At 52.3% G+C, this 26,489-nt stretch carries 21 protein-coding genes and 1 tRNA gene; 12 read left to right on the top strand and 10 right to left on the bottom strand.

Annotation, left to right across the window (positions count from 1 at the left end):
• Window positions 1–184 precede the first annotated feature (184 nt).
• Window positions 185–808, top strand: coding sequence for a porin family protein (locus AC4QZR_RS15810; RefSeq protein ID WP_494481784.1), 624 nt, complete (start codon window positions 185–187; stop codon window positions 806–808).
• A 414-nt stretch (window positions 809–1,222) separates the two neighbouring features.
• On the opposite strand, the gene AC4QZR_RS15805 is transcribed toward AC4QZR_RS15810, so the two are convergent.
• The 4 genes from AC4QZR_RS15805 to AC4QZR_RS15790 form a co-directional block, all read right to left on the bottom strand.
• Entirely contained in the window at window positions 1,223–1,849 is a 627-nt protein-coding gene (locus tag AC4QZR_RS15805) for a carbonic anhydrase (protein ID WP_253405320.1), read from the bottom strand.
• A gap of 14 nt (window positions 1,850–1,863) precedes the next feature.
• Window positions 1,864–3,435 carry a SulP family inorganic anion transporter gene (locus tag AC4QZR_RS15800; RefSeq protein WP_494481783.1) on the bottom strand — a complete coding sequence of 524 codons (1,572 nt, stop codon included), beginning with the start codon at window positions 3,433–3,435 and terminating at the stop codon, window positions 1,864–1,866.
• Window positions 3,436–3,584: 149 nt separating this feature from the next.
• Window positions 3,585–4,982 carry a HAMP domain-containing sensor histidine kinase gene (locus tag AC4QZR_RS15795; RefSeq protein WP_494481782.1) on the bottom strand — a complete coding sequence of 466 codons (1,398 nt, stop codon included), beginning with the start codon at window positions 4,980–4,982 and terminating at the stop codon, window positions 3,585–3,587.
• Entirely contained in the window at window positions 4,979–5,659 is a 681-nt protein-coding gene (locus tag AC4QZR_RS15790; protein ID WP_494481781.1) for a response regulator, read from the bottom strand. The genes AC4QZR_RS15795 and AC4QZR_RS15790 overlap by 4 nt, the downstream gene beginning before the upstream one ends.
• 117 nt (window positions 5,660–5,776) lie before the next feature.
• On the opposite strand from AC4QZR_RS15790, the gene AC4QZR_RS15785 reads away from it, so the two are divergent.
• Entirely contained in the window at window positions 5,777–6,700 is a 924-nt protein-coding gene (locus tag AC4QZR_RS15785) for a cation diffusion facilitator family transporter (protein ID WP_494481780.1), read from the top strand.
• Here the strand turns inward: AC4QZR_RS15785 and AC4QZR_RS15780 are convergent.
• From AC4QZR_RS15780 to hpf, 4 genes are all read right to left on the bottom strand, one after another.
• Window positions 6,687–7,046, bottom strand: a complete 360-nt coding sequence (locus AC4QZR_RS15780; protein ID WP_188500180.1) for a DUF1801 domain-containing protein — start codon at window positions 7,044–7,046, stop codon at window positions 6,687–6,689. The two genes, AC4QZR_RS15785 and AC4QZR_RS15780, sit on opposite strands and share 14 nt — an antisense overlap.
• A gap of 184 nt (window positions 7,047–7,230) precedes the next feature.
• Complete coding sequence (locus AC4QZR_RS15775) at window positions 7,231–7,929, bottom strand: DsbA family protein (protein WP_494481779.1); 699 nt, start codon at window positions 7,927–7,929, stop codon at window positions 7,231–7,233.
• Window positions 7,922–8,704 (bottom strand): glucose 1-dehydrogenase, encoded by a 783-nt coding sequence (locus tag AC4QZR_RS15770; RefSeq protein WP_494481778.1) that lies wholly within the window; start codon window positions 8,702–8,704, stop codon window positions 7,922–7,924. Before AC4QZR_RS15770 ends, AC4QZR_RS15775 begins: the two co-directional genes overlap by 8 nt.
• A gap of 104 nt (window positions 8,705–8,808) precedes the next feature.
• Window positions 8,809–9,114, bottom strand: coding sequence for a ribosome hibernation-promoting factor, HPF/YfiA family (gene hpf / locus AC4QZR_RS15765; RefSeq protein WP_188500183.1), 306 nt, complete (start codon window positions 9,112–9,114; stop codon window positions 8,809–8,811).
• A gap of 170 nt (window positions 9,115–9,284) precedes the next feature.
• Between hpf and AC4QZR_RS15760 the strand changes: the two genes are divergently transcribed.
• The 3 genes from AC4QZR_RS15760 (at window position 9,285) to AC4QZR_RS15750 (ending at window position 13,813) form a co-directional block, all read left to right on the top strand.
• Window positions 9,285–10,004, top strand: a complete 720-nt coding sequence (locus AC4QZR_RS15760) for a hypothetical protein (RefSeq protein ID WP_494481777.1) — start codon at window positions 9,285–9,287, stop codon at window positions 10,002–10,004.
• Between the two features lie 57 nt (window positions 10,005–10,061).
• Window positions 10,062–10,475 carry an OsmC family protein gene (locus tag AC4QZR_RS15755; protein ID WP_494481776.1) on the top strand — a complete coding sequence of 138 codons (414 nt, stop codon included), beginning with the start codon at window positions 10,062–10,064 and terminating at the stop codon, window positions 10,473–10,475.
• Window positions 10,476–11,317: 842 nt separating this feature from the next.
• On the top strand, window positions 11,318–13,813 hold the full coding sequence (locus AC4QZR_RS15750) for a TonB-dependent receptor (RefSeq protein WP_494481775.1): 2,496 nt from the start codon (window positions 11,318–11,320) through the stop codon (window positions 13,811–13,813).
• A 102-nt stretch (window positions 13,814–13,915) separates the two neighbouring features.
• On the opposite strand, the gene AC4QZR_RS15745 is transcribed toward AC4QZR_RS15750, so the two are convergent.
• Complete coding sequence (locus tag AC4QZR_RS15745; RefSeq protein ID WP_494481774.1) at window positions 13,916–14,317, bottom strand: DUF7793 family protein; 402 nt, start codon at window positions 14,315–14,317, stop codon at window positions 13,916–13,918.
• A 67-nt stretch (window positions 14,318–14,384) separates the two neighbouring features.
• Between AC4QZR_RS15745 and AC4QZR_RS15740 the strand changes: the two genes are divergently transcribed.
• From AC4QZR_RS15740 to AC4QZR_RS15720, 5 genes are all read left to right on the top strand, one after another.
• Complete coding sequence (locus tag AC4QZR_RS15740) at window positions 14,385–16,826, top strand: aminotransferase class I/II-fold pyridoxal phosphate-dependent enzyme (RefSeq protein WP_494481773.1); 2,442 nt, start codon at window positions 14,385–14,387, stop codon at window positions 16,824–16,826.
• 36 nt (window positions 16,827–16,862) lie between these two features.
• Window positions 16,863–18,548 (top strand): PAS domain-containing hybrid sensor histidine kinase/response regulator, encoded by a 1,686-nt coding sequence (locus tag AC4QZR_RS15735; RefSeq protein WP_494481772.1) that lies wholly within the window; start codon window positions 16,863–16,865, stop codon window positions 18,546–18,548.
• Window positions 18,549–18,623: 75 nt separating this feature from the next.
• Window positions 18,624–18,815, top strand: a complete 192-nt coding sequence (locus AC4QZR_RS15730; RefSeq protein WP_253405301.1) for a CsbD family protein — start codon at window positions 18,624–18,626, stop codon at window positions 18,813–18,815.
• A 178-nt stretch (window positions 18,816–18,993) separates the two neighbouring features.
• The gene (locus tag AC4QZR_RS15725) at window positions 18,994–22,218 is read left to right on the top strand and encodes a SusC/RagA family TonB-linked outer membrane protein (RefSeq protein ID WP_494481771.1); all 3,225 of its coding nucleotides are present in this window, start codon (window positions 18,994–18,996) and stop codon (window positions 22,216–22,218) included.
• An 11-nt stretch (window positions 22,219–22,229) separates the two neighbouring features.
• Complete coding sequence (locus AC4QZR_RS15720; protein WP_494481770.1) at window positions 22,230–23,627, top strand: SusD/RagB family nutrient-binding outer membrane lipoprotein; 1,398 nt, start codon at window positions 22,230–22,232, stop codon at window positions 23,625–23,627.
• A gap of 308 nt (window positions 23,628–23,935) precedes the next feature.
• On the opposite strand, the gene AC4QZR_RS15715 is transcribed toward AC4QZR_RS15720, so the two are convergent.
• A tRNA-Ile gene (locus tag AC4QZR_RS15715) sits at window positions 23,936–24,009 on the bottom strand.
• Between the two features lie 90 nt (window positions 24,010–24,099).
• Here AC4QZR_RS15715 and AC4QZR_RS15710 point away from each other — a divergent pair.
• Together AC4QZR_RS15710 and AC4QZR_RS15705 are read left to right on the top strand one after the other, a co-directional pair.
• The gene (locus AC4QZR_RS15710; protein ID WP_494481769.1) at window positions 24,100–24,732 is read left to right on the top strand and encodes an HAD family hydrolase; all 633 of its coding nucleotides are present in this window, start codon (window positions 24,100–24,102) and stop codon (window positions 24,730–24,732) included.
• Window positions 24,719–26,005, top strand: a complete 1,287-nt coding sequence (locus AC4QZR_RS15705; RefSeq protein WP_494481768.1) for a site-2 protease family protein — start codon at window positions 24,719–24,721, stop codon at window positions 26,003–26,005. Before AC4QZR_RS15710 ends, AC4QZR_RS15705 begins: the two co-directional genes overlap by 14 nt.
• Window positions 26,006–26,489 lie beyond the last annotated feature (484 nt).

The raw sequence follows: 26,489 nt of genomic DNA, 5'->3' as shown, positions 1-26,489 counted from the left end.
TGATGGCTTTTGAGCCGATCAACTAATTTAAACCTTTTTAAGGATACGAAAAGCCCGGCCAGTATTGGCCGGGCTTTTTGCATGAGAAAAATAGCACAATTTATATATTTCCTCCATTGACCTGTCTGCTGCTTCTCAGTAATTTCACCCCGATTAAACCAACCCCTAAAAACAGGTATTTCCTATGAAACGACTCTTACTGGTTCTCTGCTGCGTGGCGCTTATGTCAGGCACCGGTTTTGCCCAACAGCTGGGCTTTAAAGGCGGCCCTACCTATACAACCTTTAACGGCGCCGACACCGACGGTTACAAGTACAGGGTTGGGTATACAGGCGGTATATTTCTGCAAAAGCACCTCAACAACCTGATGGGCGTGCAACTGGAAGCCCTCTATACCTCCAAAGGTGCCCGCCGCGAGATATACTCTGGTAGCAATCTGCAGACAGCCGAGGTGTTCAAGCTCAACTACATCGACATTCCGGTGCTATTCCATGTTTCGGCCAGTGGTATGTACTTCGATTTGGGACCACAGGTGTCCTTCATCTACAGCGCTAGCCACGTACACGAGGCACACTCCAGCAGTGGCGACAAGATCGTAACCACCAAGTATAACATTTCAGACAACCCCTATACCATCGACTTTGCTTATGTAGGCTCTGTGGGTTACCGCGCCACCAATGGCCTGGGACTTGAAGTGCGCTATACCGGCGGCCTGAAAAAGATAGATGACGAAGGTGCATTCGTTAACCGCGAACGACGCAACTCGGGCTTCAGCCTCATGGTAAGCTACCTGCTCGGCGGACGCTAACACTCTCTATACCTTATACCTTAAAGCCCTCCCTTCCGGAGGGCTTTTTTCTTTTAGGAGAGAACTATGCTCTTGAGGGCAACATCTTTTTAACCTATTTATTTTGTCATCCTGAAAGTATCTTGGCAGCACCCGGCATTGACCCTACCTTCTGCCAAGTTTCATTACAATTTCCGAGCGTTTCGGCAGCGGCAGATAAACAGAACCAGACTCCCCTGCTTGATGCACGCTTTCTTATTGCTTCAAACACTTGATAAGGTATAGCATGAACTGGCTATACCTGTACTTTCCCTCCTCATCCTGCCCTAAAACACAAAACCCTCACAAATGCGAGGGTTTTGTCCGATCCAGGTGAATCGGTAGGTATAGGTAGTAGTAGTAGTAGTAGTAGTTTCTTTGTTATCCTTAGGAATCTTACAGCAGACCGTAAATGTGCTCATAGCGCTTCATACAATTCTGCTGCTCCATTACATTCAGGTCCTTCAGGAGGCCTTCATTCAGATCGTATACCAGGCCATAAAGCTTGGGCGGATTGTCTGTTTGCATGGCGTTCTGTATGATCGGGGTCTTAAATAAGTTCAGCACCTGCTCTGTAATGTTCAGCTCCACCAGGCGGCGCTGGCGCTGTTCCTCATCCTCGATGCTCATCAATTCTTGCTCGTGCAGGCGTATCACATCCTTAATGTTGCGCAGCCAGTTATCGAGCAGGCCAAACTGTTTGTTGCTGGCCGCCGCCGCTACACCACCGCAGCCGTAGTGTCCGCATACGATGATATCTTTTACTTTCAGCACCTCCACGGCATACTGCAGCACCGAAAGCAGGTTCATATCGGTATGCACCACCATGTTGGCGATATTGCGGTGCACGAAAATCTCGCCCGGACCTGTGCCGGTTACCTCATTTATCGGAATGCGACTGTCTGAGCAACCTATGTACAGGTAACGTGGCTTCTGCCCCATGGCCAGCTTGTTGAAGTAGTCCTTGTCTTCAATGAGCTTTCGCTCTACCCACTTTTTATTATTCTCAAATATCTTCTCCATAATTTTATTTATTTCTAGTGCATATCCAGCACTTTTACTTCTTCTATATTCAAAACTTCTACAAATATACCACGCTCGTGGGCTGTTTCCTTAAAAGCCTGTATGGCTTCCAGCACATCGTAGTCTATGTACTCGGAGTTAGCCCCGTCAATAATCACATGGCTGTCATTCGGCAATCTCTCGAGTGTCAGCACAATGCTGGCTTTGTTCAGGAAAGATACGTGCTCACTCAGTTTAATGCGGATCGTTTCTTTCTCGCGGTGATCTTCCTTGTGGAAGAAGTAAGGTGACTTGTAGTTTGCCTTCAGGATAAAGAAGATGCCTACTGCCAGACCGATCAGGATACCCACCAGCAGGTCGGTGAACAGGATGGCCACGATCGTTACCACAAACGGAATAAACTGCTCGTGCCCCAGTTTAAGCTGCCCTTTAAAAAGGGTTGGCTTCGTGAGCTTGTATCCCACCATCAGGAGCACGGCTGCCAGCGCAGAAAGCGGCACCTGGTTCAGGAAGCCCGCCAGGAAAAGCACAGCCAGCAACAGGAACACACCATGAATAAAGGCTGACATCTTCGTTTTGCCGCCAGCTGCGATATTGGCAGAGCTTCGCACGATTACGGCTGTCATCGGTATACCGCCCAGCATACCTGCAATAATGTTACCTACCCCCTGAGCCTTCAGTTCGCGGTTGTTGGGCGTGCGGCGCTTGTGCGGATCGAGCTTATCCACGGCCTCCACGCTTAGCAGGGACTCCAGACTGGCAATGATAGCGATAGTGAAGGCCACCACATAAAGCGACGGGTTAGTCAGTTGATCAAAGGCCGGGAAGCGGAGTTCATTCTGTAGCGCTCCCACACTTGTTATCTCCGGAAGTTTCACCAGGTGCGTACCGGCTATGGCCAGGTCAGGAAAATAATTGATGAACAGATAGTTTATACCTACAGAACCCACCACCACGATCAGCGCACCCGGCACCAGTTTAAACAACTTAATGCGCTTCATAAAAGGCTGCTCCCACAAGATCAATACGGCCATAGAGAGGACACCAATCAGCAGCGCACCCAACTGGATAGCACTGAAGGCATGGATTATACCTGAAAAGGTATTGCGCCCATCCGGCTGGAAGAAATTCATTTCACCGAAGAAATCATCATCTGCACCCATGAAATGCGGAATCTGCTTCAAAATCAGGATCAGACCGATGGCGGCCAGCATACCTTTAATAACCGAGGAGGGGAAATAGAGACCGATGACGCCGGCCTTCAGAAAACCCAGCGCTACCTGCAGTATACCTGCCAGCACAACCGCCAGCAAAAAGGCTTCATACGACTGCAGGGTTTCAATGCCATTGAGAACGATTACGGTCAGACCAGCTGCCGGGCCACTCACACTCAAGTGCGAACCACTCAGCCAGGATACAACCAAACCGCCTACCACACCAGTCACGATACCGGCAAAAAGTGGGGCGCCAGAGGCAAGTGAAATACCTAAGCAAAGCGGAAGGGCAACAAGGAAAACGACGAGGCCAGCCGGAATATCCTTTCCGAGGCTAGCTATGTAGTTTGTCTTTAAGGGGGTTTCTTTCATATAGTAAATGTTGTCAGCGAAGGCTTCCTAACTCACATCCCTGCGCCGGCCTTTGGCTGGCAGCAGGAACATAAGTCAGATACTCACCTTATGCTCACAAATGTACGGGCGAGGTATTAAGGGAAAATTAAAACCAGATTAAAAACAAATTAAAATGTGTTTTTTGCTGAAATTAGTCCGATTGCCTGCGGTAAACGCAATGTGACGATCGTTCCCTCTGCCACACGGGAGTCGATAGAAATAGTGCCTTTATGCAGTTTTATGATGCTCTCTGTCAGCGGCAGACCAATGCCGTGGCCGTTGATGTTGCGCACGTTATTCGCCCTGAAAAATGGCACAAACACGTGCCGCAGGTCTTGCGGTGCAATGCCCACGCCCTTATCTGTTACCTGCAACACAACCTCCCGCCGGTCCGCTGAAAGCCGCACGGTACTGTACTCCCCCTTAGGCGAGAACTTGGCCGCATTTTCCAGCACGTTCACAATAGCGATCAACAAAAGGGCATCGTTTCCTTTCACGATCAGGCGGTCTTCGTCATCGGGGAGGTTGTCGAAATCGATATCATACAGCGCGCCCGGGTGTCGCTTCAACGCCTGCTCATGCGCCATCCACAGCAATTCATCGAAGCGCAAATGCGCGAGCTTGATCTTGGAAGTATCTACACTGGCCTGGGCAATCTGCAGCAGGCCATTTGACAGTTCAGCCAGCAGGCGAGCGTCTTCCAAGGTGGAGGTCAGTACCCGTTGGTACTCCTCTTTCTCTCGGGGTTTCATCAGGGCCACTTCCAGTTCGCCTATCATGGCAGTGAGCGGAGTGCGCAGCTCATGGGAGGCATTCGACACAAACGTGCTCTGCATTTCAAACGCTTTTTCCAGGCGGTCCAGCATTTTGTTGAAGGTCTGGGAAAGGTGCGACAGTTCGTCTTTTCCGCCTGCATTGCTCAGGCGCAGGTGCAGGTCCGAGGCGCTGATCTTCTCTACCTCCCCCACTACTTTGGTAATGGGCCGCAGCGCTTGCCGCGCAAACACCCAGCCAGCGACCAATACCACCACCATCGAGCCCAGAAAACCAACGATCAGGACGATCTTCAGATGCTGGAGCTTGCGCAGACTGTAGGCATCCACAGAAGAGGAAAATACGATAAAATCGCCTTCGTTGTCTTCGTACAGCATGCCCACCACCTGGCGCTCTTCCTGCTCGTATTGCACCATACCTTCCTGCTTCACACGCTCTAACACGTCGGTCGGCACAGCCAGTTGCCCGTCTCCGTCAGCGAAAAACAAGCTGCCGTCCGCGCGGTAAATGCTCACCTTCTCAAACGGAAGCACCTGGTAGTAGCGGATCTGGTTGCTGCGACGGGCTCTCTCACTTACCTCGTCTGCCTCCAGCACATGGGCGGCCGTGTCGTAGGCACGCCCCTCGATGCGCTTGTAAAAATCATCTTGCCGGTAGAGCGAGGTAAAGTAGTATATCACCAGCGAGAACAGGATCAGGATGAGGGCAAATATGCCTGCAAACTGCAGGGTCAGCTTGTTGCGGATGGTCATGCGTCTTCCTCCTTGAGCACATAGCCCATACCTACCAGGGTATGAATCAGCTTACCAGGAAAGCCTTTGTCTATTTTCTTGCGCAGGAAATTGATGTATACATCAATCACATTGCTACCGGTGTCGAAGGAGGTTTCCCACACACTCTCCGTAATATCGACGCGCGAAACCACACGTCCCCTGTTGCGCAGCAGGTAGTGCAGCAGTGCGAACTCCCGTGCTGTCAGGTTAATGGGTTTCCCGCCACGGGTTACGGTCTTGCTTCCCAGGTCCATTTCAAGGTCAGCGATCGAGAGTTTTTCCCCTCCCCCGTTGTCGCCTGAGCGGCGGGCGAGGGCGCGGAGCCGGGCCAGTAGTTCCTTGAACTCAAAGGGCTTGGTGAGGTAATCGTCGGCCCCGGCGTCCAGTCCGGTGATCTTGTCGACGGTGGAGCCGAGGGCGGTAAGCATCAGGATGGGAACCTGCGTTTTTTTCTTCCGAACGGCTTGGCATACCTCCAACCCGCTCATGTGCGGCAGTATAATATCCAGTATGATCAGGTCGTATTCGTTTTGCAGGGCCATCTTCAGGCCAAAGTTGCCGTCATAAGCCTGATCCACTTCATACGACTGCTCTTCCAAACCTTTTTTGATAAAGGAAGCTACTTTGGGTTCGTCTTCTACCAGCAGTATTCTCATAGTCCTGTCACTATTTACGTTTTTGCCGGCACAAGATACGATTTCTGAAGAACTGAGCCGTCAGCTAGTTTGCAGTTGCGCCAATATCTGTCTATTTTAGAAGAAGAAAAGCAGTTTATGGCACACGATCATCACCATCATGGAGGCCACGGCCATCACCACGCAGGTGACAACATCAGGGTGGCTTTCTTCCTCAACCTGGGCTTCACCGTGATCGAAGTGTTTGGCGGGCTTTGGATCAACAGCGTAGCCATCCTCTCGGATGCGCTGCACGACTTCGGCGACTCCCTTTCACTGGGTCTGGCCTGGTATTTTGCCCACTTATCAAGCAGGGGCAGCGATCAGCACTTCTCTTACGGGTACAAACGTTTTTCGCTGCTTGGCGCGGTCATCAACTCAGTTGTGCTGTTGATTGGCTCAGGTATAGTGCTGTGGGTATCGGTCCCGCGTTTGTTTAATCCGGAGCCTGTGCATGCCCCCGGTATGATCGGCTTTGCCATTCTGGGTGTACTGGTAAATGGATTCGCTGCTCTGCGCCTTAATAAGGGTGATTCGCTTAACGAGCGGGTGGCCATGCTGCACCTGCTGGAGGATGTACTGGGCTGGACAGCTGTGCTGGTGGGTGGTATTCTGCTCTATTTCTTCGATTGGCCTATCATAGATCCGCTGCTTTCGGTGCTCATCACCGGTTTTATCCTCTACAACGTGGTGCGCAACCTGCGCAAAGGGCTTCAGATTCTGTTGCAGGGCACCCCCGCCAATATTAGTTTACAGGAAGTACGCCGCCGCCTGGAGTTACTTCCCGGCATACGCTCGGTGCACGACCTGCACCTCTGGACCCTGGACGGCATCAGCCATGTGCTGACCATGCACGCCGTTGTGGAAGAGAACCTGAATCTGGAAGAGGCGCATGAAGTGAAACAGCGCATACGCGACACCATGCAGGACGCGCAGATAGACCACGTTACGGTAGAGTTGGAAATGCCTGGGCAGGAATGCAGCCAGGAGCACTGCACGCCCGATCTGACTAGTTCTGGTTAAGCTGCACCGCCTGGCGAACCAGGTCACTGAAATACTCTTCGTCTATATCCTCGGGCGTGCGCAGTTTGATGTGTGGCAGTTGGCCGTTGCGGCTCACCAGACGCCTGTGCGGATCCGAAAGCTCTTTCCCTCGGAAGAAACCGAAGTGCAGTCCGCTGCGGGAAGAGGCGAAGTAGCATACAGGTCCGTAAAAGAAATAGCAGGGATTTTCCCAGCGCACACACTCCTCCAGGTGGGCAGCCGTCTGACTGATGATCTGGCGTACTGCCTGCGCTAACAGCTGTTTCTCAGGTGATAATTTGTCGATGTACTCATCGACCTGGTTGGTAGATATCTTGCTTCTCATACAGGGTATGTATTGGCCTTAGCGGCCAGAGCCGTTAATTTACAGCTAAATATACATATCTTTTAATATTGAAGCAAAAAATATGCTGTTGCGGTTTAGGGGTTTCTGAATACCTATACCTGTTTCCGGCTACTGTCAGGCGCTTAAGCTTATCGTTCACAAACACTTATACCCTGGGCAGGGTTTACACCATTTCGAGGTGCTGCAGCAGCCTTCCCTCGAGTTCGTCGAGCTGGCAAAATCCACTGGCGAGCAACTCAGGTCCCATGCCGCCCTCCAGGTATACGCTTGGCAGGTTCGTGACGCCCAGCATCTCCACAAACTCAAACTCTTTCTCAGCCGCGTCGATGATCTCATCGGCCTCGAACAAGGTATAGAACAGGTTTTCCTGGATGCCAAAAGGACGCACCACATGGGCCAGCACCTGCGGATCTGCCAGGTTAAGGCCATCGGCGTAGAAGGCGGAGTGCAGCGCCCGGAGTACTTCGAGTGTGAGGGCGGGCCTTAGCCGGCGCACCACGTGCAGGGCGCGACAGGCGGGCTCTGTGTCGTACACAAAATCCTCCTGCAGGAAAAGGCCATAGTTGAAGGGGAGGCTGGTGCGCTCCTGCACCCGGTGCCAACTCACGGCCAGTCGCTCCTTTTGCTCCCGCGAAATGGGCTCCCGGGCATACGGGTTCAGCCCAGCGGCGATCACCTCCACCGTCAGCCGTCCGTGCCAGAGGGCACGCAAACGGCGGATCACATGCGTGAAGCCGTAGCACCAGGCGCACATCGGGTCGGTTACATACAGCAAGACCGGGTTATAAGGACTGTTGACCATAGGCATATTCGACGTTTCCTTAGAGGTTGTACCCCAATGCAGGTGGTTAGGTTCAGGCATAGATCATCTTTACGGTCATACCGCCGTCTACCACCAAATGCTGCCCCGTAATAAAACCGGCTTTCTCGGAGCACAGAAAAAGCGCTGCTTCGGCAATGTCCTGCGGCTCCCCTACCCGACCGACCGGGTGCTGCGCTTTATCCTCGCGGGTATGCTGGGGCTCATAGCGTTCCCGCTCTTTCTGCCAGGGACCGGTCTCAATCCAGCCCGGCGCAATGGCATTCACCCGGATGCGATCCGGTGCCAGGCTGACGGCCAGGGAATGCGTGAGCGCCTCGAGTCCGCCTTTGGAGGCTGAATAGGCAAAGGTATCGGGCTCCGACATGAATGCGCGCGTGCTCGTGATGTTGAGGATGGCCGGATGTTTTGCTTTGCGCAACAGGGGCAGCGCGTATTTAGCGCAGAGCATCGGTCCGCGCAGGTTCACCGCCAGTATCCGGTCAAACTCCGACATTAGCAGTTCATCCAGCTTGCCCGCAAAGGGATCGGCTATACCTGCATTGTTCACCAACACATCCAGGCGGCCATGTTTCTGTTGTACTTTTTCCATCAGGGAAGCTACCTCGTGCTCGGCGCTTACGTCGCCAGGTATAAAGGTAGCCTTCAGCTTCAGGTCCTGCAAGCGCTTCAAGGCTTCGCGACCTGCTTCCTCGTCAGCATCCGTCAGCACGACCCGGGCCCCCGCCTGCCCAAAGGCCTGCGCTATACCTAAGCCTATACCTTGCGCGCCGCCGGTAATCAGCACTACTTTGTCTTTGTAATCCCCTGTGGCCATATTTCTTTGATGATCTGATGCCTGCCTATACCTAACAGCAAACCCGCTGCCGGTTGGTGCTATACCTAACCTGGCAGCGGGTCTGCTTTGCGGTGCCTGTCGGCTTATCTTTTCTCGAGCTGACGCTTGAGTTTTTCTTCTACGTTTTTGAGCAGTTCGTACCAGTTGTCGCCGTCGTCCTCGGCGAAAGCATCGTTGCCCGGTATACCTACGCGCATGCTCAGCTTTTTGGAGTCAGTGGCGTGGTTGGCCTCTTCTTTAAAGTACACGTCCACTGAGTCGATCTTCTTGGCGTGGCGCTTTAGTTTGGTAATGGTATTGCGGATATGCTGCTGCACGTCGTCCGAGATCGAAATGTCTACCGCCTGTACATCAATCTTGATTCCTTCGAAATTCTCTGTATAGTTCATGTTCTGTCTTAAGTGTATTTTCTGAATGCAGGAAGCCTTTTAAGTGGCATCCCAATGCTGAATTTAAACGGAGGCAAGGCATTAAAGTTTACCCGGGCAAACCCGTCGGTGGAAGCAACATAGCATCCGTCCGGCTCGTTTTTATGCATATTCACCCAATGCTAACCGTTATGCAAAACTTACCTATCAACTGGCTGACAGAAGGATTGCTTGACTTTGAATACAAGAAATATCGTTTGCTGGCCTACCTGCAGGCAGTTCGCTCAGAGTTCGGACAACAGCGCCTTTACCCCGTTTTTTCGGACCTGATCATGCACTACCGCCACCTAAAACAAGTGCAGGAGCACAAGAAACTGGTGTACGAGTCCTTTCCGCAGCAAATCACCCGCGCCGATTTTGAAAAACTGGAACTGGTGTATGAGAAGATCGTGCAGGATGACGAAACCATGGCCCAGATCGAGGAGGTGATCCAGTATGCCGCACCGCTTTTCACGGAGGCCGTGAGCGAGGGCAAGGAGCTGTATGACTTCATCGAACGCCACCTCGAGATCAATCCTGTGGGCATCACGCCGATGTACTTCAACGAGGGCTACCTTTTCCTGGACGCCTTTCCGGGCAAGGAAACACAGGTATACGTGTACCGCATCACTGTTTTCGAAAACACCTACGAGAAGTACCGGGGCATCAACACCCAACTACTGCGCACGGTGCGCCGCGGCCTGGCTCAGACGTACGAAAACCTGAAGGTAGAGCTGGTCAGAGAAAACCAGGAACTGCCCAACCCCGCCACCTTTGTGGTGGTCGCCAAAGTACCCTGTCCGCTCGACAGCGCGCTGTTGCCCATCGCCAAGCGTTCGCTGGTGAAGTACGTGACACGCCTGGCCGCCTGACTTTGTGTAAAAGGTATAAATGTATACCTTCGGGTCTTAGAAAACGAAAATACCAATATGGAGATCAACCTCACCCGCGTAGACCAGGACTATCATTTTGAAGCCAGAGGCGCAGCCAACGTAGCCATTAACATAGACGCCAACCCCGAGATCGGCGGCCACAACCAGGGTGCCCGCCCAATGGAGCTCATGCTCATGGGCCTGGGCGGCTGCAGCGCCATTGATATCATCAGCATCCTCAAAAAGCAGCGCCAGCCGATCGATAGCTTCGACATCAATATAAAGGCCGAGCGCCAGAAGGTACAGGAGTTCAACCTTTTCAGCACCATCCACATTCATTTCAAGCTAGGCGGACAGTTGGACGAGGACAAGGTGCGTCGTGCGATTGAGCTTTCGTTGGAGAAATACTGCTCTGTAGCGGCTATTCTTTATAAAACTGCCACGATCACGCATTCTTTTGAGGTTGTGTAGTTAGGCAGGTAGCTGCCTCTTTTAGTTACCTCATCCCAGCCTTCCCCTTTTGTCGAGGGCCCCTGCCCCCAAAACAGGGGAAGGTGATTTGGCTATACCAGTTCCTCTCTGTCATCCTGAAAGGATCTTGGTTGAAGGGAGGTTAACCAGTTGCTATAACACACCCCTCTCAAGAGGGGATTTCCTGAAGCCACTCAATTTCAGGTATAAGTGTTGTAGCTGCGGTTTCGTGTGCACGATTAACATCCCCCTGCCCCCTTCGAAGGGGGACTTTTCTGTAGCTGCTATTTTAAAGTTCTATAGCAGATGACCATTGGCAGGCATAGCAAGACAAACTTGCCCCTGCAGCTATGAAACAGATCACCTGTACCAGGTGCACCTAAATGACTACCCACTGTTCGAGCGCTCAGCGAGTGGGGGTAGGGGCCCTCGATTTGGGGAGTCTTGACTTTTTTGCCTACTGGGGGTAGGGCCCCTCGATTTTTGTGTCAAGACAAAAAGTAGGGCCCGCCCGGCCAGGGCAAGCTACAAAGCAATTCAGTTCGCTATACCTGCAAACGTAAGCTACGCCAGCTGCAAACTTGCTCCATGCACAACTACAAGTTGCGCTTTGCTATCCCTGCAATGGCAGCAGCTATACCTACAATCCCCTTTCCCTCCACCAACCTCCCCTATTTCCCGACGAAGGGCTAATAGGCTATATTAGGCTATTCATATAGAAAAGCGGTGCCTTGGTATATTCTGTTTTCAGGACTCAAAAACTAGCTTTTCCTTTACTAAAGCAATTATTACGGAAGACCGGAGATATGAATAGAACACATTTACGCCAACTAGAAAAAACTATGAAAAAGAGCCTGCTGCTTGCCCTATTGGGACTGAGCACTGTACCGGCTCTCGCGCAGGCACCGCAGGCTGCTCCGCAAAATGCCGCAGCAGGTATGGCCGCGCCGCGTGGAAACGCTACCATCGTCGGCATTGTGCAGGACGCTGACACCAAAAAGCCAGTGGAGTTCGCCACTGTCGCCCTGATCAGCCTGGCGACGGGCAAACCGATCGACGGCGCGATGGCTGATGACAAGGGACGTTTTACGATCAGCAAGGTAGGCGTGGGCAAATACCGGCTGCAGGTAAGCTTCCTGGGCTATCAGCAAAAGCTGGTAGAGGATGTCACCATATCGTCTGACAACGCCAGCGTAAACGTGGGCGCGGTGGCCATTGCCTCTGACGCCAAAAAGCTGAGCGAGGTGGTTATCACAGGTGAGAAGCCGCTGGTAGAAGAGAAAATCGACCGCACGGTGTACAACGCCGAGAAGGACATCACCAACTCGGGCGGCAACGCAGCCGATGTACTGCAGAAAGTGCCTTCCCTGGCGCTCGACAACGACGGTAACGTGCAGCTTCGGGGCAGCTCGAACGTGCGCGTGCTTATCAACAACAAGCCTTCGGCTATCATGGCGGGTAGTGTGGCCGATGCCCTTAAGCAGATCCCTGCCGATCAGATCAAGTCGGTGGAAGTGATCACCAGCCCATCTGCCAAGTATGATGCAGAAGGTACAGCCGGTATCATCAACATCATCACCAAAAAAGACGGTGGTCTGCAAGGCGTGACCGGCTCGGTGGCAGCCACGGCCGGTACACGCGGCAGCAACGCCAACGCCAGTCTCAACATTCGTCGCGGCAAACTTGGCATCAACGGCACCTTCGGTGGCAACATGTTCTACAACCACGGCAACATGACTAACACCATCTTCGCTGGCAACACAACCAGCAACCAGTTTGGCAAAACCCGCATCAATGGCAAGTTCATGAATGCACTGGTAGGCTTTGACTACGACCTCACGCCGAAGAACAACATATCGGGCAGCATCCGCAGCAACGGTGGTACTTTCCGGATGGAAAACGACCAGGAAGTGACCAGCCGAGAAGGCGACAACCTGATCCAGGACTTCCGAAACGAGATCCGCAACCGCAACCAGCGCATCGGTACGGACTATAACCTCGACTACACCCGCACGTTCAGCAAGCAGGGACAGGAACTTGCGCTCCTATCGCTTTACTCGGTAACCAACACCGACAACGACATCCGCCAGGACTATCTGAACGAGGGCAACGATCCTTATCTGCTGAAGCGCAACCTGAATGAAGGCGCTAACAAAGAACTGACTTTCCAGGCGGACTATACCCATCCGTTCGCCAACAAGTCCTTGCTAGAACTGGGTGCCAAGTCCATTTTCCGCGACGTGGAAAGTGACGCCCTGTACCGCGACATTCTCAGCTCCGGAGACGAAACCCGCCGCACCGATGCCTTCTTTTATGAGCAGGATGTGTACTCTACTTATATGACGTACGGCTTCATGCTAAAGAAAAAACTGAACGTGAAAATGGGTGGTCGCTACGAGTTCACAGACATCCATGCCGACCTGCAGGGTGACAATGACTACAGCCTGGACTATGACAACTTTATACCTAGCGTGGCCTTGTCGTACAACCTGAAGCAGAAGCATACCTTCCGTGCCAACTTCACACAGCGTATCCAGCGTCCGTCGTTGTTCTACCTTAACCCATACGTGCAGGAGCAGACTTCCAACACCCGTGTGCAGGGTAACCCTAGACTCGATGCAGAACTAACTGATTTATTTGAACTGGGCTACAGTACCTTCTTCAAGACCACTTCGATCAACGTGACCGGCTACGTGCGCCATACTGACAACGCTATCGAGACGGTAGCGACAATTGATCGGGAAACAGATGCGAGCGGTCTGCCTGTGGATGTGACAACCCTTTCGTTCGACAACATCGCCAAAAACAAAACCTATGGCGTGAGCTTGTTCGGAAACACCAAACCGACCAACAACTGGACGATCGGCGGTAGCTCTAATTTCTATTTTGTAGACCTGAACGGAAAGTATGCCAGCAACAGTGGTTGGATGTACAACATCAACGCCAACTCGTCTTATACCTTCGGAAAGGGCATCACTGCACAGTTTAACGGTGGCTTCAACTCCCGCCGCATCCAGTTGCTGGGTGAGTTCGCTGCCTTCTCTTACCATACCATCGCCATCAAGAAGGAGCTGTTCGACAAAAAGGGCGGCATCAGCCTGGGCCTGGACAACCCTTTCAGAGAGAGCATGCGCATGCGCAACGATGTGCGTGTAGAGGAATCGCCGACCAATCCTAGAGCCTATAGCCAGGAGATCCGCATCAACAACTTCAACCGCGGATTCCGTGTGAGCTTCGATTACCGATTCGGCAAGATGGACCAGCAGCGCGCGCCTAAGCGCAAGAAGAGCATCCGCAACGACGACGCCAAGCAAGGCGACGGCAATGGCATGAACTAAAATTTTACCCTATAACCCTTAACCAGCAAAAGGCCCTCCGCTAAGGAGGGTTTTTTGTTTTCTTAGCAATGGCAATTCCACATGAATCGCAACTTCGTCTGACTATCTTTTGAATTGCTCCAGCCAAGCAACCGCCTCTGCCTGGTTCGTGAACATCAACGTGGGGTTTTTAGGCCTGTTCACATGTATATAAATATTGGCTGCCATCTTAACCATCGGTGAGCTCACCAAAATAGCACTGGCTGAGACACCTGCATTGCCTTCGTCGGCTAGATAGTCGCGCGCATCTTTCGTGGAATGCTTCACACGCGTGATGTCGAACAAGCTGGGGTATACCTGCTCGCCAATGTACTTCAGACGGTCCTGCACACATACACGGGCTTTTTCAAGATTGAGCTCTTTTACCTCATTATAAATACAATACAAGATTCCCCCCTTCAAATAAAGTTCGAGGCAATCTGTTTTAATTGGACTCTTTTCGTATTCTTTTTCGAAATTTGCCATTCAGATTTGAATTGGATTTATCGTTTGCTTGTTAGGCCATACCGACAATGCGGACATAGCAAAACACATGGCAAAGATACGACATAATAACATCATTGATACGGTTGACTCCGTACTTTCTGTTTCTAAAAAAAAGGGAATCATCCACCTGCATGCTGAGGACCAAACACTTAGTGGTCAGCACTTAACACTGCATGGGAAACGGGTACTACACTTCGGTACCTGTGGCTATCTGGGGCTGGAACACCACCCGCAGGTAAAGCGCGGGGCCATTGAGGCGATCGAGCGCTACGGCACGCAGTTCCCGATGTCGCGCACCTACATCTCCAACCCGTTGTATAGCGAACTGGAGGCGCTGATCAGGCAAATGTATGATGCTCCGGTTGTTATCTCTAAAAATTGTACACTTTCGCACCTCACCGTTATACCTAGCATCATCCGCCAGGCGGACCTCGTTATACTGGACCACCAAGTGCATGCCAGCGTGCAGGAGGCGGTTAAGAAATTGCTGAGCCAGGGGGTGAATGTGGAGATGGTGCGCCACAACAACCTCGAAATGCTCGAAGACCGCATTAAAAAGCAGCGTGGCAAATTTGAGCGCATCTGGTACATGGCCGACAGCGTGTACTCCATGTACGGCGACTTTGCCCCGATCAAGGAACTGATAGCGCTGGCTGAAAAGTACGAGCAGCTATACCTATATGTGGACGACGCGCATGGCGCAAGCTGGGCAGGCAAAAACGGCGCAGGCTACGCCATGAGCCAAATGCCTGAAGGCCTGTACCGTAAAATGATCCTGACCGCCAACTTAGGCAAGGCCTTCGGGGCCTGCGGCGGTCTGTCGCTTTTTCCGAATGAGCAGTGGTATAACAGAGTCAACAACTTCGGGGGCCCCCTCACTTTCTCGGTGCAGATAGAGCCCGCCACGCTGGGAGCGGCCATTGCCTCCGCCAAAATTCACCTGAGCGACGAGATCTATACCTACCAGGAAGAGTTGCAACGCAAAATCGCTTACTTCAACTCCCTGCTCAGGCAAACCGACCTGCCCCTAGTGCACGAAAGCGAGAGCCCGATCTTCTATATCGGCACGGGCACCATGGAGATGGGCAACCACCTGGTGCAGGCCCTGCTGCAAGACGGCGTGTACGTGAATCTGGCTACTTTCCCGGCAGTACCGGCCAAAAATATTGGGGTGCGGATCACTATTTCGCTCACGAACGCCGATGAAGACATAGAAGAGCTGGTGCGCAAGCTGCAGCTGCATTTTCACCTGGCCCTGGCTGCCACAAACCAGAGCCAGGAAAACATCCGGAAAGCCTTTAAAATGCCGGCGTTGGATCAACCTGCTGTGCAGCCTACAGCACCAGCAGCTTCCTCTGGTATCAGCCTGCAGTCCTATACCTCTATCACCCAGATCGAGGCAGCGCTCTGGAACGAACACCTCGGTTACCGGGGTATGTTTGACTGGGAAGGCATGCGCTTCCTGGAAAATTCGTTCAGCAACAACCCAGAGAATGAAAATAACTGGACATTCCGTTACTATACCGTACAGGACCAGCAAGGGAAAGTCGTGCTGATGACCTTTGCGGCCATTTCCCTGCTGAAAGAGGACATGTTCTCGCAGGCGTCTATCTCCAAAGCGCTGGAGCGGGAGCGGGAGGCCAACCCCTACTACCTCACCACAACCGGCATCGTGCTGGGCAGTTTGTTTACCGAGGGCAACCACCTATACCTGGACCGCAACAGCCCTCACTGGAAAATGGCGCTAAAGGCATTGCTCACAGCGTTAAGCAAAGAGCAGGAAGCCCACCAGGCCAGCAGCATCCTGCTGCGCGACCTCGACGACAATGACCCGGAACTGGATGAGTTTATGGTGGAGCAGGATTTCGTGAAAATGCACTTGCCGGAATCATGCGTGGTAGAGAACCTGAACTGGACAGACGAGGGAAGCTTCAGAAAAACGCTTTCCAAGAAAGGGCGCGAGAACTTTGTCCAGAAAATCAAGCGCAACGAGCACTTTTACGATGTGGTCATTAAGAACCAGCTGGGCAGCGAGGAGCTACAGCACGCCATGGCCTTGTTCCGCAATGTGAAGGCCAACAACTTTGCCATCAACAACTTTCTGTTCCCAGAGAAGATGTTTCAGCTGCTCAATGAGAGCGAGTCCTGGGAGTTTATCGTACTCTATATTAAAGAAGAGTACTCGATCAACCGTAAGCCGGTAGCGGTAGCATTCTGCCATAAGAATGCCGCAAATGTGTACAGCTTTATGTTGATCGGGATGGACTACGAATACCTGATGACCTACGGCGTGTACAGGCAGACGCTTTACCAGGTGATAAAGCGCGCCAATGCCTTACAATGCACCCAGGTGAACATGGGGATATCTGCCACCCTCGAAAAAAAGAAAGTCGGCGCAACACCTTACCCTAAAGTCGGTTATTACCAGAGTAAAGATAACTTTGTACTGGAAATGATGGGGGCCACTTTTGCCGTAGAAAAAGAATAGCACCGCACCGCCGCAAGCGGTTCAAAACTAGAACAAGTGAAAGTACTGAAAGAAAGAATAGAGGAGATCATGACACTGATCACCGAAGTTGCCAACGGAAATTTCGATTACCAGATCGACACTTCCGAAACGGGTGACGAAATGGATGCCGTCATTGCTGGTATAAACATGCTGGGGCAAGAGCTCAAAAGCTCTACCGTATCCCGGGACTTTATGCAGAGCATTTACCGCGGCGTAGTGGACATGCTCCTTATTTTGAATACTGACTTTACGATCAGATCAGTCAACGAATCATTGGAGGAGGCGCTCGGCTACAAGGAGCATGAGCTGCAGGGCAAACACCTGTCTGTGCTACTCCCCAAAGCCCATGTACCCACGCTGGTCTCGCTGATGGAGCAATGCCGCTCTCATAGCAAGTGCCTGAACAAGGAACTGCTCTTCAGGACGAAACAAAACCAGGAAATCCCCGTTTCCTGTTCGTTCTCACATCTCCGCAACAGTTACAAAGAAGTGGATGGTGTGCTGATCGTTGCCAAAGACATCACCGAGCTGAAGCAAAACGAAAAAGCGCTGCGCAAGGCCAAACGCAAAGCCGAGGAGGCGAACGAAGCCAAAAGCAATTTCCTATCCAGCATGAGTCACGAGATCCGGACGCCGCTCAACGGCATCATGGGCTTCACGGACCTGCTGCAAGGCACCGGGCTGAATGACACCCAGAAACAATACATCAACCTGATCAAATCGTCGGGCACCACGCTCACCAAACTGCTCAACGACATACTGGACCTGCACCGGGTGGAGCAGAACAAGATTCATCTCGAGGCGATTCCGTTTGAGTTGCGTGAAAGCCTGGAAGCCAGTTTAAGCCCCTATCGGCACCTGGCCGAAGGCAAAGGACTTACGTTTTCCTACTCGTTTGATGCTTCTGTACCGCAATGGGCAATCGGTGACCCTACCCGCATCAGCCAGGTGGTAGTCAATTTAGTGAGCAATGCCATCAAGTTTACAGAAGCGGGCAGCATTGAGGTGCTGTTCAAAGCAGATCAGTTGCCCGACGGCGAGCTGCTGCTTTACTGCTCCGTCAGCGACACAGGTATAGGTATACCTGCCGAGAAGCAGCAGATGGTGTTTGAATCCTTTACGCAATCCGACCAGTCCACTTCGCGCAAATACGGCGGCTCAGGACTTGGGCTGGCCATCAGCAAGAAGCTGGTCAGGCTACTGCAGGGCGACCTGCAGGTCATCAGCCCATTGCCCGGGCAGCAGAAAGGCTCTCTGTTCTGGTTCACCATTCGGCTGATGCGCATGCAGACCCAGCAAGCACCGCAGCAGGAGGCAGTAGATGACGGCCATTACACAGTGCCCGAAGGCAAGCACCTGCTGGTGGTGGATGACAACGAGATCAACGTGATGCTGCTCGAAACGGTGCTTGAGAACTTTGGTGCGCAGGTGACTTCAGCCTTTAGCGGACAGGAAGCCATTGACCTGGTGCGTGCGCAGCAGTTTGATCTGATTTTCATGGATGTGCAGATGCCCGGCATCAGTGGTTTGGAGGCGGCGCGCACCCTGCGGCAGGAGAACTACGGCATCCCGATCATTGCATTTTCAGCCAGCGCTTACAGCAGCGACATCGAGAATAGTCTGGCTTCCGGCATGAACGATTACCTCTGCAAGCCATTTGAGCAAAGCGACCTGATCGGTCTGCTCAAGAAGTGGATCTAGCCGCTTTTCGAACGACTGTCCTGTTTCACTCGTATATTAAGGTATAAGTTTGTTTAATTTTAAGCTAAGAATAAAATGCACGAAGCAGAATATAGAACCAGAGGAAACTGGAATGAACTGAAAGGTAAGATCAAAAAATCTTACGCTGACCTGACCGAAGATGACCTGACTTACCAGGAAGGACAGCAAGACGAATGGCTCGGCAAACTCCAGCAGAGGACCGGCAAAGCAAAAGGTGATCTGAAGAAATGGATCGACTCGCTATAAGCTAAATAAGCCTTTAACAGCTAAAAACACCCCGCATTGGCTACGGCCTGATGCGGGGTGTTTTTTTATACCTGCACAAATACGCACTATGTTAAGACAATATTACTTTTATATTAATTAAATATACCCTATATTCAACGGATCTAACCTTACTATTTTTAAAACAAATTATTGAATTATGGGGAAAAAACTACTTTCCATCATTTTGCCGCTTATGGTACTCTGGTCCGCCAGCGCCTTTGCCCAGGACAGGGCAGTAAGCGGTAGGGTGACAGAAGCCTCGACGGGCAATGGCCTGCCTGGGGTAAGTGTTGCCGTTAAAGGCACAACAATTGGCATCGCCACCGATGCGCAGGGCAATTACCAACTTCGCGTGCCCGAAGCCAATGCTACACTTGTTTTCCGCTTTCTGGGCTATACTACCCAGGAGGTAGCGGTTGGCAACCAAAGCACCATCAATGTCAGTCTACAAACCGATGCCCGGCAACTCGACGAAGTAGTTGTAACGGCGCTAGGCATTGAGCGTAGCGAGCGCTCCCTGGGCTATGCTACGCAGCAAGTGCAGGGCGAAAACCTGACTTTGACCAAAGAGCAGAACGTGCTGGGCTCGTTGTCCGGTAAAGTGGCAGGCGTGCAGGTAACAGGTTCTTCCGGCGCCAGCATGGGCGGTACTCAAAAAATTAAAATCCGGGGCGTAAACTCCCTCAATGGTGGCGACCAGCCCCTGATAGTGGTGGATGGCACCCCGATTTCCAACGCCAACTTTGCCGGTGCCGACCAGGCTGACTACGGTAACCTGGCGCAGGACATTAACCCGGAAGACATCGAGTCGATCAACGTGCTGAAAGGCCCTGCTGCCTCTGCCTTGTATGGTATACGCGGTCAGTATGGTGTGATCATGATCACGACCAAGAAAGGCCAGAAAGGCGCGAAAAAAGTTGGTGTACAGATCAACTCTGCTTTCTCAGTAGAAAAAGCTGTGAACTTTATGCCGCTGCAGAACATGTATGGTGGCGGCTCCAGCCAGACCTGGCGTACCCTGCCAAACGGCGACAAATATGTGGACTTCTCTGTAGATGAAAGCTGGGGACCTAAGATGGACGGCACACCCGTTCGTCAGGTATACAGCTTCTACCCACAGGATCCGGAGTACGGCCAATTGACGCCTTTCGTACCGCATCCTGATAACATTCAGGACTACTACGAGACAGGCTATAATCTGAATAATGGTGTGACTGTAACAGGTGGTAACGAGAACAGTACCTTCCGCCTGAGCGTGAACGACACCCGCGTAGAAGGTGTAGAACCAAACACCTTCCTAAACCGAAACAACGTGGGCCTAAGCGGCAGCCTGGACCTTTCTAAAAAGATGACGGTGTCTACCAACATCAACTACGCCCGCAACAATGCCCAGCGTCCTTCGCAGGGCTCGGAGTACGGCGCCCGCTACATGGTGCAGTGGTTCCAGCGCAACGTGGACATGAAGCGCATGAAGAACTACAAATACGATGACGGTACTTTCCTGAACTGGAACCTGCGCAGACCGAGCACAGCCACTGGTGAGGTTACTAACTTCAATGCTCTGTACTGGAACAACCCTTACTTCGAGGCATACGAGAACATCAGCAACGATAACCGCGAGCGTGTGTTCGGCGACGTAGGCCTGACCTACCAGATCCTGCCTTCGCTGAAAGTGAGCGGTTTTGTACGCAACGACAGCTATACCCAGAACATTGAAACCCGCCAGGCTTTTGGTGGCAGAAGAGTACCGGCTTTCACAACTGGTAAGTACCAGGGTCGCGATACTAACTACGAGTTGCTGGCACAATACAACAAAGAGTTCGGCGACTTCTCGCTTAACGTAAATGCCGGTGGCAACATTTTCGACACCCGCTATACCTACCTTTCTATGGCATCGGTGGGCGGACTGGCTACACCGGGCTTCTACCACATCGATGGCTCCATTGACCGTCCGAGCACGAACCAGTATCTGCGTCGCAAGCAAATCCGCAGTATGTTCGGTATGGCTTCTGTGGGGTATAAAGACACGTACTTCATCGACGCATCATTGCGTAACGACATCTCCTCTGCCCTGCCACCAGACAACAATTCGTACTGGTATCCATCTGTATCAGGTAGCGTGGTATTCAGTGAGCTGATCGACTGGTCGCCGCTTTCTTTCGGTAAAATCCGCGCCAGCTACGCACAGGCAGGCTCTGACCTTGGTCCTTACGAAATCTCTCCGTTCTATTCCGTGGGCACTGTCTATGCAGGAGCCACCAGCGTGAACACGCTGTCGGTGCCGGATAACCTGAATAACCCGTTTGTAGAGCCATCATTCGCACATTCGTATGAAGCTGGTTTGGACGTGCGCTTCCTTAATGGCCGCTTAGGTTTGGACCTGACGCTCTATCAGCAGAAAAACAGAAACCAGATCCTGCGCCTGCCGGTATCCGGTACGAGCGGGTATAGCTCCACAACAATTAATGCAGGTCTGATTGAAAACAAAGGTATAGAAGTGGCTTTGTCCGGTACGCCGGTTCAGTCGAGAAACTTTACCTGGAACAGTATTTTCAATGCAGGCCGCAACCGTAACATGGTGGTTGAGCTTCACCCGGAAATTGACGTGCTGACGCATTACTCTACCACTTACTCCTCTGTTACCTCCTATCTCAACTCCTACGAAGGCCAGCCTTATGGTAGCCTTATAGGCCAGGCTTACCAGCGTGACCCTGCTACCGGCCAGAAGCTGATTGGTTCCAACGGCATGCCGCTCTATACCGATGCTACCCACAACTTCGGTACAGTGCAGCCTGATGCGACAGGTGGCTGGCAGAACATTTTTAAGATCTGGAAGTTCGACCTCTCTGCTATGATCGACTACCAGTTTGGCGGCCAGTTCTTCAGCCGTTCTAAAATGCTGGCCGTGCGTACCGGGCAAGACCCACTCACGGTGGCTACCAACGACCGCGGCGCCAATGTACGCGATCCGCTGGAAGCAGGTGGCGGTGTGAAAGTAGAAGGTATCTACGCTCCGGGCACGACAGTGGGTGGTGTAGATGTGAGCGGTCAGCCGGCCTCTAACTACGTGAGCGCGCAGTCATACTACAACACCATAGTGGGACGTCGCGTGTACGAAGAGTGGCTCTACGACGCTTCTTACATCAAGCTGCGCGAACTACGCCTAGGCTATACCCTCGACAAGTCTATGCTGGGCCGTCTGCCGTTCCAGACAGTGAGTGTTGCCCTGATCTCCCGTAACGTGGCTCAACTGTGGCAGAAAGCTCCGGAAGGCATCGACCCATCCGAGATTTCAACCGGCTCCCAGTCCATCAGCTGGTACGAGTCAGGTATGACCAACTCAGTACGCTCTTACGGCATTAACCTAAACATTACTTTATAAGGAAGATGAGAATGAAGAAAATATATGCAGTTCTTTTGTCGTGCTTTTTGCTGGCGAGCTGCGATAAGTTTGACGAGGACATTAATACTAACCCGAATCAGCCGAGCACTTCCTCGGGTACGCAGCTGATTGCCAATGCGGCGCTTTCGCTGTCGAGCCTGAGTGCCACGCCTTCTGCCCAGTTTCATGCTCAGTATCTGTCCGAGACACAGTACCCGGGCGCGTCCCTATACCCGGATGGTGGTACCAGTTTTTACTGGATTTACCAGGGGCCACTCATAAACCTGGAAACAGTGCTGACGACTTCTAATCTGAGCGCGACCGAAGGGCCTGTGAATAACCAGCTGGCAGTGGCCAAGATCCTGAAAGCTTACTATTTCTGGCACATGACAGATCGCTGGGGAGATGTACCTTACAGTGAGGCCCTGCGAGGCGCCGAAAATTTCACGCCGCAGTACGACACCCAGGAATCGATCTACACCAGCCTGTTCACCTTGCTTGACCAGGCCAATAGCGAGATCACGACCGGTAATATCTCCAACGACATCGTGTACAACGGCGATATTAACAAGTGGAAGCGCCTTGGTAACACCATACGTATGCTAATGGCCCTGCGCCTGTCGGAAGTGGACCCTACCAAGGGTGCCGCTGAGTTCAACAAAGCCCTGGAGGCCGGTATCATGACCTCCAATGCAGACAACCTGGTGTTCCGTCACCTGGCCGATGCCAACAACCAGAGCTACTGGTACGGGCAGGTATCGAACCAGAACCGGGAGTGGTGGGCATTGACCGAAACGCTTGTGAACGAGCTGAAGCCAGTAGATGACCCAAGACTGGAGGTTTACGGCACGCCGGCCCGCACCTCAGGTGAATACAGAGGCTTGCCTTTTGGCACAATGGAAGGTCTGCCAAACGTAACCAACTACTCGCTAATGGGCCCAGCCATCTGGAAGCAGGACGCACACATACAGCTGGTTACTTACGCACAAGCCCTGTTTGCCAAAGCAGAGGCCGCCAAGCGTGGCTGGATTGCCGGTGGCGATGCAGAAGCTGAAATAAATTACAACAAAGCTATTGAGCAGTCGCTGGTGCAGTGGACGGGCAGCGCAGCTGGCGCTTCAGATTTACTCAGCCAGGAAGGTGTTGCATACGATCCGGGCAACGCCATCGAGCAGATCGCGACGCAGCGCTGGATACACCTGTTCATGCACGGCTACGAAGCCTGGGCTGAATGGCGCCGCACCGGCTACCCTGCCAACCTGGTGGAGCCTGACGGCAAAGCGGTGCCCCTCCGCAACAGCTACCCGGCCACAGAATCCTTTAATAACGCTGCCAGCTACAACGAGGCAGTACAGCGCCAGTTCGGCGGACAGGATAACCTGTATGGCCGTGTGTGGTGGGATAAGTAAGAAGTTTGTTTAGTTGAGTGTTTAGCAAACGCCGCTCTCCTAAAGGAGGCGGCGTTTGTTTTGCTAGGGGATGGGGTATTATTCGGAGTCGAGATCAAGACTATGATGTCATGTCAGTGCATTAATTACTGAGGTAGATATCCATTTTATCAGAGAATTAGAGCAGAAGAAAAACGTTGCAGTTAGAGAAAAGTAACCAAGTTTTGCAGCTTTTCGGATATTAACCTAACTCTAACATATATATCCTAGGGAATGGTTACAAACAGAAAAGCACCTACCTCTCTGCGAGATAAGTGCTTGATTTTCTGTGGGCCCAGCTGGAATCGAACCAGCCACCTACTGATTATGAGTCAGTTGCTCTAACCGAATGAGCTATAGGCCCGTTCCCTTAAAAGAAGGTGCTTCCTTTGATTTGGGAGTGCAATTCTACATATTTGTAGGGACAATTTCAAATACCAGACCAAAAAATTTCGTGGACCTGACTACTGTTAAAAACATCATCTTCGACCTTGGCGGGGTCATCATTAACATAGATTACCATAAAAGCATACGCGAACTGGAGCAGTATTGCACCGAAGGCCATACCATCGAGTACAGCCAACGCGCACAGTCTCACCTGTTTGACCTCTTCGAGACCGGCAACAGCAGCCCCGGAGAGTTTCGTCAGCACCTGCGCGAAGCCTACCACCTCGACGCCACCGACCAGCAGATAGACGATGCCTGGAATGCCATGTTGCTCGACATTCCGGCTGAAAGAATTGAGCTGGTACGTGAGCTGGGCAAAAAATACCGCATTTTCCTGCTCAGCAATACCAACGCCATCCATATGAAGCGTTTCAACGAGATGGTGGAACACAGCTTCACCATGCCGAGTCTCGACTCGCTGTTTGAGCAGGCCTACTACTCGCACCTGATCGGTCAGCGCAAGCCCGACGCCATTGTGTTTGAGCAGATACTGGAACAGAACGACCTGAAGCGTGAAGAAACGCTCTTTATCGACGACAGCATCCAGCACATCGAGAGTGCCCGAAAAGTGGGCTTGCAGACACTCTTCTTAGAGCCGCCGCTCACTATCAACCAGGTGTTCAGGGATGCGGTTTCCTAAGCAGCAAAACAGGTATAGCCTGCACCTGCTGCTCTTTGTGCTCACCCTGATCACGACAACCATTGCCGGGGCCGAGTGGCGTTCTGGCAAGTTGTTCTTCTGGGGGCCGGAGGGCTTTTCGTGGACGGGTACTTTTAATTGGGCCGAACTGGCAGCCGGGTTATACTTCTCTATACCTTTCCTGGGCGTGCTCACGGTACACGAGTTCGGGCATTACTTCACCGCGAAGCGCTACCGGGCCGACGTATCATTGCCTTATTACATTCCACTGTGGTTTGGCATCACGTCTACCATCGGCACCATGGGGGCTTTCATCCGGATCAGGAGCCGCATCTTCTCCCGGCAGCAATTCTTCGACATCGGTATAGCCGGTCCGCTGGCGGGTTTTGCAGTGGCGATCCCGCTGCTATGGTATGGCTTCACACATCTGCCCGACCCGGATTTTATCTTTACGATCCATCCGGAGTACCAGCAATTCGGTCTCGACTATGCCCAGTATGTATACCAGGGTGATGGTAATTTCTCGCTCGGCAAGAACCTGCTCTTTCTGTTCTTCGAAAGGTATGTGGCAGACCCGGCGCTGGTGCCCAATGCCTATGAAGTGATCCATTATCCGCTGCTCTTTGCGGGCTACCTGGCTTTGTTCTTCACGGCCCTCAACCTGCTGCCCATCGGTCAGCTGGACGGCGGTCACGTACTCTACGGCCTGATCGGGTATAAGCGCTTCAACCAGCTCTCCCCTATTTTCTTCAGTTTGTTTATCCTGTATGCCGGAATGGGGATGATCTCCCCGCACCAGGAGCCGCTTTGGGATGACAGCCTTTTGGTAGTACTGGCTCCTTTCGTGTTTTTTGCCTTCCGGGGCATTCTGCACGACAACCGGCATGGCCTGATGGCGGCGTTTGGAATGCTGCTGGCGCAGTACAGCCTGGCTGAGACCTTCCCGGAAGTGGCAGGTTACATTTGGGTATGGCCGCTGTATGTGCTCTATCTGTTCTTTGTGCTGGAGCCCGCCACCCCGAAACTGCGCTTTACCACTTATTTAGTATTGATCGTCTTGGTCGTGCAGGTTGCAATTTCCTGGCTATACCCTACAGCCGACGGCTATAGCGGTTGGCTGGTTTTCGGTCTGCTGCTCTCACGACTGATGGGCATCTTCCACCCCTCCTGCCCGAATGAAGCACAGTTAACGCGTGGTAGGAAGGTGTTGGGGATATTGGCTTTCGTGATTTTCCTGCTTTGCTTTAGTCCGACGCCTTTTGTGATTGAGTAACCTCCCCCTTGCCCCTCCTAAAATCAGGAGGGGGAACTTTCACCCCATCCCAGCCTTCCGCTAAAAACAGGGGAAGGAGTCTGTAGCTGCTATCTGACAGGTATAAGCGTTACAACTGCGGTTTCTTGTGCACGATTAACATCCCCCTGCCCCCTTCGAAGGGGGACTTTTGCCGCTACCAATTAATAGGTATAAGCGTTGCCGTTACTGTCACGCGCCACTGGCAGGTATAGCAAGAGTAACTTGCCCCTTGAGCTATGTAACAAATCTCCTGAGCCCGGTTCACCTTTACGACACTCCACTGTTTGAGCGTTCAGCGAGTGGGGGTAGGGGCCCTCGATTTGGAGGGTCTTGACTTTTTTGCTTACTGGGGGTAGGGGCCCTCGATTTTTTCATCAAGGAAAAAAGTAGGTACCCGCCGCACAGGCGAAGCTATAAAACAAAACTAGTTGCTAAAGCTAAAGCTGTTGCTACAACGTACCCA

The sequence above is a fragment of the Pontibacter sp. YIM B11418 genome (assembly GCF_059278805.1).
Note: the sequence above shows the minus strand (reverse complement) of the source record. Positions and strands in the feature narration are given on the sequence as shown.

Coding starts and splice junctions, on each gene's coding strand:
- AC4QZR_RS15730 (WP_253405301.1), top strand. CDS start 18,624: ATGCACGAAGCAGAATATAGAACCAGAGGAAACTGGAATGAACTGAAA.
- AC4QZR_RS15785 (WP_494481780.1), top strand. CDS start 5,777: ATGGCACACGATCATCACCATCATGGAGGCCACGGCCATCACCACGCA.
- AC4QZR_RS15790 (WP_494481781.1), bottom strand. CDS start 5,659: ATGAGAATACTGCTGGTAGAAGACGAACCCAAAGTAGCTTCCTTTATC.
- AC4QZR_RS15745 (WP_494481774.1), bottom strand. CDS start 14,317: ATGGCAAATTTCGAAAAAGAATACGAAAAGAGTCCAATTAAAACAGAT.
- AC4QZR_RS15740 (WP_494481773.1), top strand. CDS start 14,385: ATGGCAAAGATACGACATAATAACATCATTGATACGGTTGACTCCGTA.
- AC4QZR_RS15770 (WP_494481778.1), bottom strand. CDS start 8,704: ATGGCCACAGGGGATTACAAAGACAAAGTAGTGCTGATTACCGGCGGC.
- AC4QZR_RS15775 (WP_494481779.1), bottom strand. CDS start 7,929: ATGCCTGAACCTAACCACCTGCATTGGGGTACAACCTCTAAGGAAACG.
- AC4QZR_RS15795 (WP_494481782.1), bottom strand. CDS start 4,982: ATGACCATCCGCAACAAGCTGACCCTGCAGTTTGCAGGCATATTTGCC.
- AC4QZR_RS15800 (WP_494481783.1), bottom strand. CDS start 3,435: ATGAAAGAAACCCCCTTAAAGACAAACTACATAGCTAGCCTCGGAAAG.
- AC4QZR_RS15755 (WP_494481776.1), top strand. CDS start 10,062: ATGGAGATCAACCTCACCCGCGTAGACCAGGACTATCATTTTGAAGCC.
- AC4QZR_RS15750 (WP_494481775.1), top strand. CDS start 11,318: ATGAAAAAGAGCCTGCTGCTTGCCCTATTGGGACTGAGCACTGTACCG.
- AC4QZR_RS15760 (WP_494481777.1), top strand. CDS start 9,285: ATGCAAAACTTACCTATCAACTGGCTGACAGAAGGATTGCTTGACTTT.
- AC4QZR_RS15725 (WP_494481771.1), top strand. CDS start 18,994: ATGGGGAAAAAACTACTTTCCATCATTTTGCCGCTTATGGTACTCTGG.
- AC4QZR_RS15705 (WP_494481768.1), top strand. CDS start 24,719: ATGCGGTTTCCTAAGCAGCAAAACAGGTATAGCCTGCACCTGCTGCTC.
- AC4QZR_RS15720 (WP_494481770.1), top strand. CDS start 22,230: ATGAAGAAAATATATGCAGTTCTTTTGTCGTGCTTTTTGCTGGCGAGC.
- AC4QZR_RS15780 (WP_188500180.1), bottom strand. CDS start 7,046: ATGAGAAGCAAGATATCTACCAACCAGGTCGATGAGTACATCGACAAA.
- hpf (WP_188500183.1), bottom strand. CDS start 9,114: ATGAACTATACAGAGAATTTCGAAGGAATCAAGATTGATGTACAGGCG.
- AC4QZR_RS15810 (WP_494481784.1), top strand. CDS start 185: ATGAAACGACTCTTACTGGTTCTCTGCTGCGTGGCGCTTATGTCAGGC.
- AC4QZR_RS15805 (WP_253405320.1), bottom strand. CDS start 1,849: ATGGAGAAGATATTTGAGAATAATAAAAAGTGGGTAGAGCGAAAGCTC.